Annotated in this window: 1 protein-coding gene; it reads left to right on the top strand. The window is 46.1% G+C overall.

Features of this window, described 5'->3' with window-relative positions; translation table 11 throughout:
- Nucleotides 1-621, top strand: a 621-nt coding sequence (locus R8N49_RS28380; RefSeq protein WP_318190600.1) for a phosphate/phosphite/phosphonate ABC transporter substrate-binding protein, incomplete at both ends; no start/stop codon positions are given.

The raw sequence follows: 621 nt of genomic DNA on the forward strand, positions 1-621 counted from the left end.
CAGTATTGCCGCTGTATCAGAAAAGGCGTTTGGTGGTTTTCTTGCTCTACGTTATGAGCTCGACAAACTTGGGTATTTCAACTCATCGTTCTTTGAAACAATCCATTTTACTGGCCCACCGACCGATCAGTTGATTCTCGATGTGATCGACGACCAAATTGATGTTGCAATTGTTCCTGCTTGTACGCTGGAAAACATGGCGGCCGAAGGCAAGATAGAGCTGCATAATTTGAGAGTGCTCAACGAAAGAAGACCTGCTGATTCGGTTTGCGCAGTTAGTACTCCTCTGTACCCAAATTGGACCATGGCCATGACGGAGCGTGCTCCAGTAGATGTTGGGCAAAAGGTCGCAAAAACCCTGTTTGCAATGCCTGAAGATCATTCAGCCGCTATTGCTGCCAATAATGTGGGTTGGACGCTACCTGCGCCTAGCGTTAACGTAGATAAAGTCTACAAGCATTTGGACTTACATCCCTTACAGAAACCTTGGGCGCAAAAGGTTCAAGAGTGGCTACATAAAAACCAAGCAGTCGCTATCGCAGCGCTGCTAACATTGGTGTTACTGACTATCTATCACTTTTGGCTAGAGTGGACGTTCAAACGTAGTAGAGAAAAGTTGAA

The sequence above is a fragment of the Vibrio sp. 1978 genome (assembly GCF_033344345.1).